General features: G+C 63.4%; 6 protein-coding genes. All 6 read left to right on the top strand.

Annotation, left to right across the window (positions count from 1 at the left end; all coding sequences use genetic code 11):
* Positions 1 to 14 precede the first annotated feature (14 nt).
* The 6 genes from AYR66_RS00415 (at position 15) to ampD (ending at position 5,091) form a co-directional block, all read left to right on the top strand.
* A complete protein-coding gene (locus AYR66_RS00415; protein ID WP_337367440.1) occupies positions 15 to 167 on the top strand; it encodes a helix-turn-helix domain-containing protein in 153 nt (50 codons plus the stop codon).
* A gap of 96 nt (positions 168 to 263) precedes the next feature.
* Positions 264 to 1,073, top strand: coding sequence for a cytochrome C assembly family protein (locus tag AYR66_RS00410; RefSeq protein ID WP_088705857.1), 810 nt, complete (start codon positions 264 to 266; stop codon positions 1,071 to 1,073).
* Positions 1,070 to 1,315, top strand: coding sequence for a PP0621 family protein (locus tag AYR66_RS00405; protein ID WP_088705856.1), 246 nt, complete (start codon positions 1,070 to 1,072; stop codon positions 1,313 to 1,315). The genes AYR66_RS00410 and AYR66_RS00405 overlap by 4 nt, the downstream gene beginning before the upstream one ends.
* A gap of 34 nt (positions 1,316 to 1,349) precedes the next feature.
* The gene (locus AYR66_RS00400; protein ID WP_088709528.1) at positions 1,350 to 3,008 is read left to right on the top strand and encodes a sensor histidine kinase; all 1,659 of its coding nucleotides are present in this window, start codon (positions 1,350 to 1,352) and stop codon (positions 3,006 to 3,008) included.
* Between the two features lie 26 nt (positions 3,009 to 3,034).
* Entirely contained in the window at positions 3,035 to 4,492 is a 1,458-nt protein-coding gene (locus AYR66_RS00395) for a sigma-54-dependent transcriptional regulator (protein WP_088705855.1), read from the top strand.
* Positions 4,489 to 5,091 carry a 1,6-anhydro-N-acetylmuramyl-L-alanine amidase AmpD gene (ampD, locus tag AYR66_RS00390; protein ID WP_088705854.1) on the top strand — a complete coding sequence of 201 codons (603 nt, stop codon included), beginning with the start codon at positions 4,489 to 4,491 and terminating at the stop codon, positions 5,089 to 5,091. Before AYR66_RS00395 ends, ampD begins: the two co-directional genes overlap by 4 nt.
* Positions 5,092 to 5,462 lie beyond the last annotated feature (371 nt).

Below are 5,462 nucleotides of genomic sequence, written 5' to 3'. Positions count from 1 at the left end.
CGTTGCCCCAGCGGGTGGACGCCTATGAGCGGGCACTGATTGCGGAGGCGCTGGCGGGCCAGGACGGCAATGTCGCCGCCGCCGCCGACCGGCTTGGCATTCCGAAGAAGACGCTCTATGACAAGTTGAAAAAGTACCAGCTGTCGTCCGGCCGGGCGCCGGATTGACGAAGCGGCATCAAACGCCCCGCCGCAGTTTCCCGCAGGGCCGGCGGCGGGCTGACATGGTGTAAACTCAGGGTCTGCTCATCACCCTTTCCGTCAATGCTTACTTATCTTTTCGTCCTGGCGGCACTGCTGTACGCGACCTGCGGATTTTTGCCGTCCAGGCAACGCGTCGCGATTTCCGCCGGTACGGCTGCCGCCTGGCTGCTCCACGGCGGCGCACTCTGGGTCGACATGATCGGCCACGGCTCCCTGCGCATCGGTTTCGCAATCATGCTGTCGGCGACCTTGTGGATTTCCGTCGCCGCCTACTGGCTGGAAAATCGCAACCTGACGCTGGACGGATTGCGCGTGCTGGTGCTGCCGAGTGCTGCGCTCGCGGTGGTGCTGCCGGTCCTGTTCCCCGGCAGCGTCGTCCCGCTCGAGGGCAAGTCGGCGTTGTTCCCCTGGCACGTCGCCATCGCCATCCTCGCCTACAGCAGTCTGACCATCGCCGCCTTCCACGCCGTCCTGATGGCCTTGCAGGAGTCCCGGCTGCACGCGTCGCCGGGGACGGTCCAGCAAGGATGGCTCGGCATGGCGATCGACCGCCTCCCGGCGCTGCTGACCATGGAAAAGCTGCTGTTCCGCATCGTCGGATTCGGCTTTGTCCTGCTGACGCTGACCGTGCTGTCCGGTGTCTTCTTCTCCGAAGAACTGTTCGGCATCGCTTTCCAGTGGAATCACAAGACCATCTTCACGATGCTGTCCTGGGTCCTGTTCGGCGCCTTGCTCGCTGGCCGCTTCTGGCGCGGATGGCGCGGCAAGACCGCGCTGCGCTTCACGCTGACCGGCTTTGCGACCCTGCTGCTCGCCTATGTCGGCAGTCGTTTCGTCATGGAAGTGGTGTTGCACCGGGGCCTGGCATGAAAGTCCTGCTGTGGGTGCTGATCGCGATCGCGGTCGTGATCTGGCTGTCCTACGGCAAGAAGCAGCGCGTGAGGGCGGAGCGCACTCCCGCTCCATCTCCGTCGTCGCCGGAAGCAATGGTGCGCTGCGACCATTGCGGCACCTATATCCCGGCTTCGGAAGCCGTCACCACTTCTTCCGGCAAGCAATTCTGCAGCGAAGAGCACCGCCTGCTGCATGCCACCCCCGGCCCATCCGCATGACCGCCGGCTACAAGTGGACAACCGCCGCACGGGCATGATGCACACCGCCCGCCTCAAGCAAACCCGCGAAACCTTCTGGCGCACGCTGCAAACCTTTTGCGTAACGCGCATCGTAATCGCGGTTGTCTTGCTGATCTATTTCGGTTTCAACGCGGTGCGCGGCGCCGAAGCCCTAGAGGTGACCGACAGCTGGGGCATGTTCGTCGCCTACGGGGTGCTAGCCGTGGTGTTTGCCCTGTCATCCGTATACTGGCAACGCCAATTCATCACCCAGCTGCTGCTGCAGCTGATGGTCGACATCGCCGCGATTTCCCTGCTGTACATCACGGCGGGCGGCGCGCGCAGCGGGCTGGCCATCCTCTACCTGTTCCCGCTGGCTGGCGCGGCCGTGCTGGCGCCGCTGATCCTCGCGCTGTTCTTCGTTTCAGTGGTGACGCTCATCATGCTGTCGGAGAGCGGCTACCAGTTGCTGCATTCCATCTCCGATGTGTCGCCATCGCGGGCCGGCTTGTACGGCGCCGCCTTCTTTGCCGCGATTTATGTCATCAATCGCCTCGCCGCCAAGCTCATCAAGCAGGAAAACCTCGCGGCGCAGCGCGGCCATGAATTGCAGGTGCAGGAAGCCATCAATCGCCTGGTCATTGCCGATATGGGCGACGGTATCCTGGTGGTCGGCAACGATACGGAAGTGTTCGCATGCAATCCCGCCGCAGAGCGTATGCTCGGGCTTTCCATGCCTGTCGGAAAAACGGACTGGAAAATCACCGCGTACCCGTCGCTGATGACGATCGCCGATGCCTTCCAGGCTTGGCGTCACCGTCAGGATGGCGATGTGGACGCTTCCAGTTTTGTCATGGTCAAGCCGGGCGATGCCGCTACCGGAGCAACGCGCGACCTCGTCACCCACCTCAAGCTGCGCTTCGCCAAGGTCGAAAGCCCGGGGCTGGCGGAGGACCGGACCGTGATTTTCGTGCAGGATGTCACCGAAATCGAAAACCAGGCCCAGCAGCTCAAGCTCGCCTCGATGGGCCGGCTTACCGCCAGCATTGCCCACGAAGTACGCAACCCGCTTTCCGCCATCGCGCATGCCGCGTCGCTGCTAAGAGAAGATGCGGTCGATCCGACACAGAAGCGCTTGCTGAACATCGTCGGCGACAACGTGGTGCGCCTGAACCAGATGATCGAGGACATCCTCAAGCTGTCGCGCAAGGCGCACACGCATACCGAACCGCTGGAGCTTGGCCCCTTCCTGGAGGAGCTGCTCGACGAGTTCGACGAAAGCCACAGTGTCCCGCCGGGCGTGATCGCGCTCGGACGGATGGACGGCGTCCGCGTGCGCTTCGATCCGCTGCACCTGCGCGAAGTCGTAGTGAACCTGCTGTCGAATGCGCTGCGCTATGCCAGCGGGCAGGACGACAGCATCCGCATCGAACTGGTGTCGCCGCTACCCAGCCGGCTCGAGCTGCATGTGCAGGATGACGGCCCCGCCATCACCCCCGAGGTACGCGCGCACCTGTTCGAGCCTTTCTACACCACATCGAGCAAGGGCACCGGCCTGGGACTCTACGTGGCGCGGGAATTGTGTTTGAATAACGGTGCGATGCTCGACTACGAATACCGCATGGGACTGTCGCGCGAGGGCGCCGACGAACCGAGCGGACGCTTCGTCATCAGCTTCGCCGTCCGCAACTGAATCCGCCGAGGAACTGAACCGCCGCTATGACTGCCCCCCGTATCCTGGTTGTTGACGATGAGGCCGACCTGCGTGAATTGCTCGACATCACGCTGGTGAAGATGGGCCTGGATGTCGACTGCGCCGAGTCCCTGACTGCCGCGCGCGCATGCCTGGCGCAGTCGGAATATGCGCTGGTGCTGACCGATATGCGCCTGCCGGACGGGATGGGTATCGAGCTGGTGCGTGAAGTCGCCGCCAGTTGCCGCAATACGCCGATCGCCGTCATCACCGCCTTCGGCAGCGCCGACAATGCTGTAGCGGCGCTCAAGGCGGGCGCCTTCGATTACCTGTCCAAGCCGGTCGGGCTGGACCAGTTGCGCCTGATGGTGCAGTCGGCACTGCGCATGCACAAGACGGAAGGAGCGGGGCAGGCCAGCAGCCCGGCGGCCGCTGCCAGTTCGCGCCTGGTCGGCCAATCGCCGGTCATGCAGGATTTGCGCTCGCAGATCGTGCGACTGGCGCGCAGCATGGCGCCGGTGGCCATCACGGGCGAATCGGGCAGCGGCAAGGAACTCGCCGCGCGCGACATCCACGCGCACAGCGCCCGCGCCGACAAGCCCTTCATCGCCGTCAACTGCGGCGCCATTCCCGAAGCCCTGATGGAAGCGGAATTCTTTGGCTACCGCAAAGGCGCCTTCACCGGCGCCAGCGAGGACCGCGACGGGTTCTTCCAGGCGGCAAATGGCGGAACCCTGATGCTCGATGAAGTCGCCGACCTGCCGTTGCAAATGCAGGTCAAGCTGCTGCGCGCCATCCAGGAACGGCGCGTGCGCAAGGTCGGCGCGACGGTCGAGGAGCCGGTCGACGTGCGCGTCATCAGCGCTACCCACCAGAACCTGGCTGAGTGCGTCGAGAAGGGCCGGTTCCGCCAGGATCTCTATTACAGGCTGAACGTGATCGAGCTCCGCCTGCCGCCGCTGCGCGAGCGTCTCGACGACATCGGCCTGCTTTCCGACATCCTGCTCGAGCGTCTCGCGCCGCCGGGCAGCAAGGCAGTGCTGTCGCCAGAAGCGCTCGATGCGCTGAAGTCCTACGCCTTCCCCGGCAATGTCCGCGAGCTGGAAAACATCCTGGAACGCGCGCTCGCCTTTGCCAACGACGGCGTGATTGCGGTCGCCGACCTCGCTCTGAAAGCGTCTGCCGCGCCTGTCGAGGCAATGCCGGCCCCGGTGCCGCAGCCGATACCGGAAGAGATTCGTGTCGCCGTTCCCGTGGAGCCGGCACCGGTCGAGCGCCAACCCGCACCCGCGCCGGTCATCCCCGAAGGTGAACTGCCGCAGTCCCTGCCGGACTACCTCGACGACGTCGAGCGCGAAATCATCCGCCGCGCACTGGCCCGGACCCATTTCAACCGCACCCAGGCAGCCGAGCTGCTCGGCATCAGTTTCCGCCAGCTGCGCTACCGCATGCAGCGGCTGGACATCCACGAGCCGGACACATGATGCGTTTCCAATTGGGCGATGACGGCTGGGCCGCCGATGTGACGCGCTCGCCGTCGCCGAATTTCGACGCGCGTGCCGACGGCACGCCGGTCAGCCTGCTGGTGGTCCACAACATCAGCCTCCCGCCCGGCGAATTCGGCGGTAACTATATAGAGGACATGTTCCTCAACCGCCTCGATTGCGACGCCCATCCCTACTTCGACCAGCTGCGCAGCCTGCGCGTGTCGGCGCACTTCCTCATTCGGCGCGACGGTGAGGTGATCCAGTTCGTCTCCGCCAACGACCGTGCATGGCATGCAGGGCTCTCCAATTTCTGCGGGCGCGAACGCTGCAACGACTTCTCCATCGGCATCGAGCTCGAAGGCACCGACTTCGAAGCCTTCGATCCGCGCCAGTACGAATCCCTTGTTTCACTGACCCTCTCCCTGAGTGCCCGCTATCCGCTCGCCGATATCGCGGGACACGAGCACATCGCCCCCGGCCGCAAGACGGATCCCGGTCCCTTCTTCGATTGGCCACTCTTCCGCAAGTCCTTGATTCAACAAGGACAGGCTGCGCAGATAGCGCAGATTCCGAGCTTCCCTTTCATGTCGATCTGAAAAAGTCAATCGGTTCCGGGCGACAAAATTATTGCAGATCAATAAAAAAAGATATTGCGCTCTCCGGAGTGCGACACTAGAATTAGTTCCAGTCGCAGCATATACCACTAGATCTAGTGGTGCTGCGATTCCCCATTCGTGGGCTGTTCAGCTAGTAACTTCAGTGCAGTTTGTGTTGTCGGGCGAGTCCTGAACAGCTCTGCCCCCGGATGCATGACATGGCGCGCCCGTGCGCGTTGCCATGCCGCGCACTCCAGTACGCGAACCCGGGCATGACCCGGCGTTCTAATTAATAACCATAAATAAGCAGCTGCAGCGCTGCAGGCACCTTTAGTCAGGAGGCTAGATGCATACGTCCCAAGATATTTCCC

The organism is Noviherbaspirillum denitrificans (assembly GCF_002211445.1).
Classification (GTDB): domain Bacteria; phylum Pseudomonadota; class Gammaproteobacteria; order Burkholderiales; family Burkholderiaceae_D; genus Noviherbaspirillum; species Noviherbaspirillum denitrificans.
The sequence above is the reverse complement of the archived record's forward strand: the minus strand, read 5'-3'. Positions and strand labels throughout refer to the sequence as shown.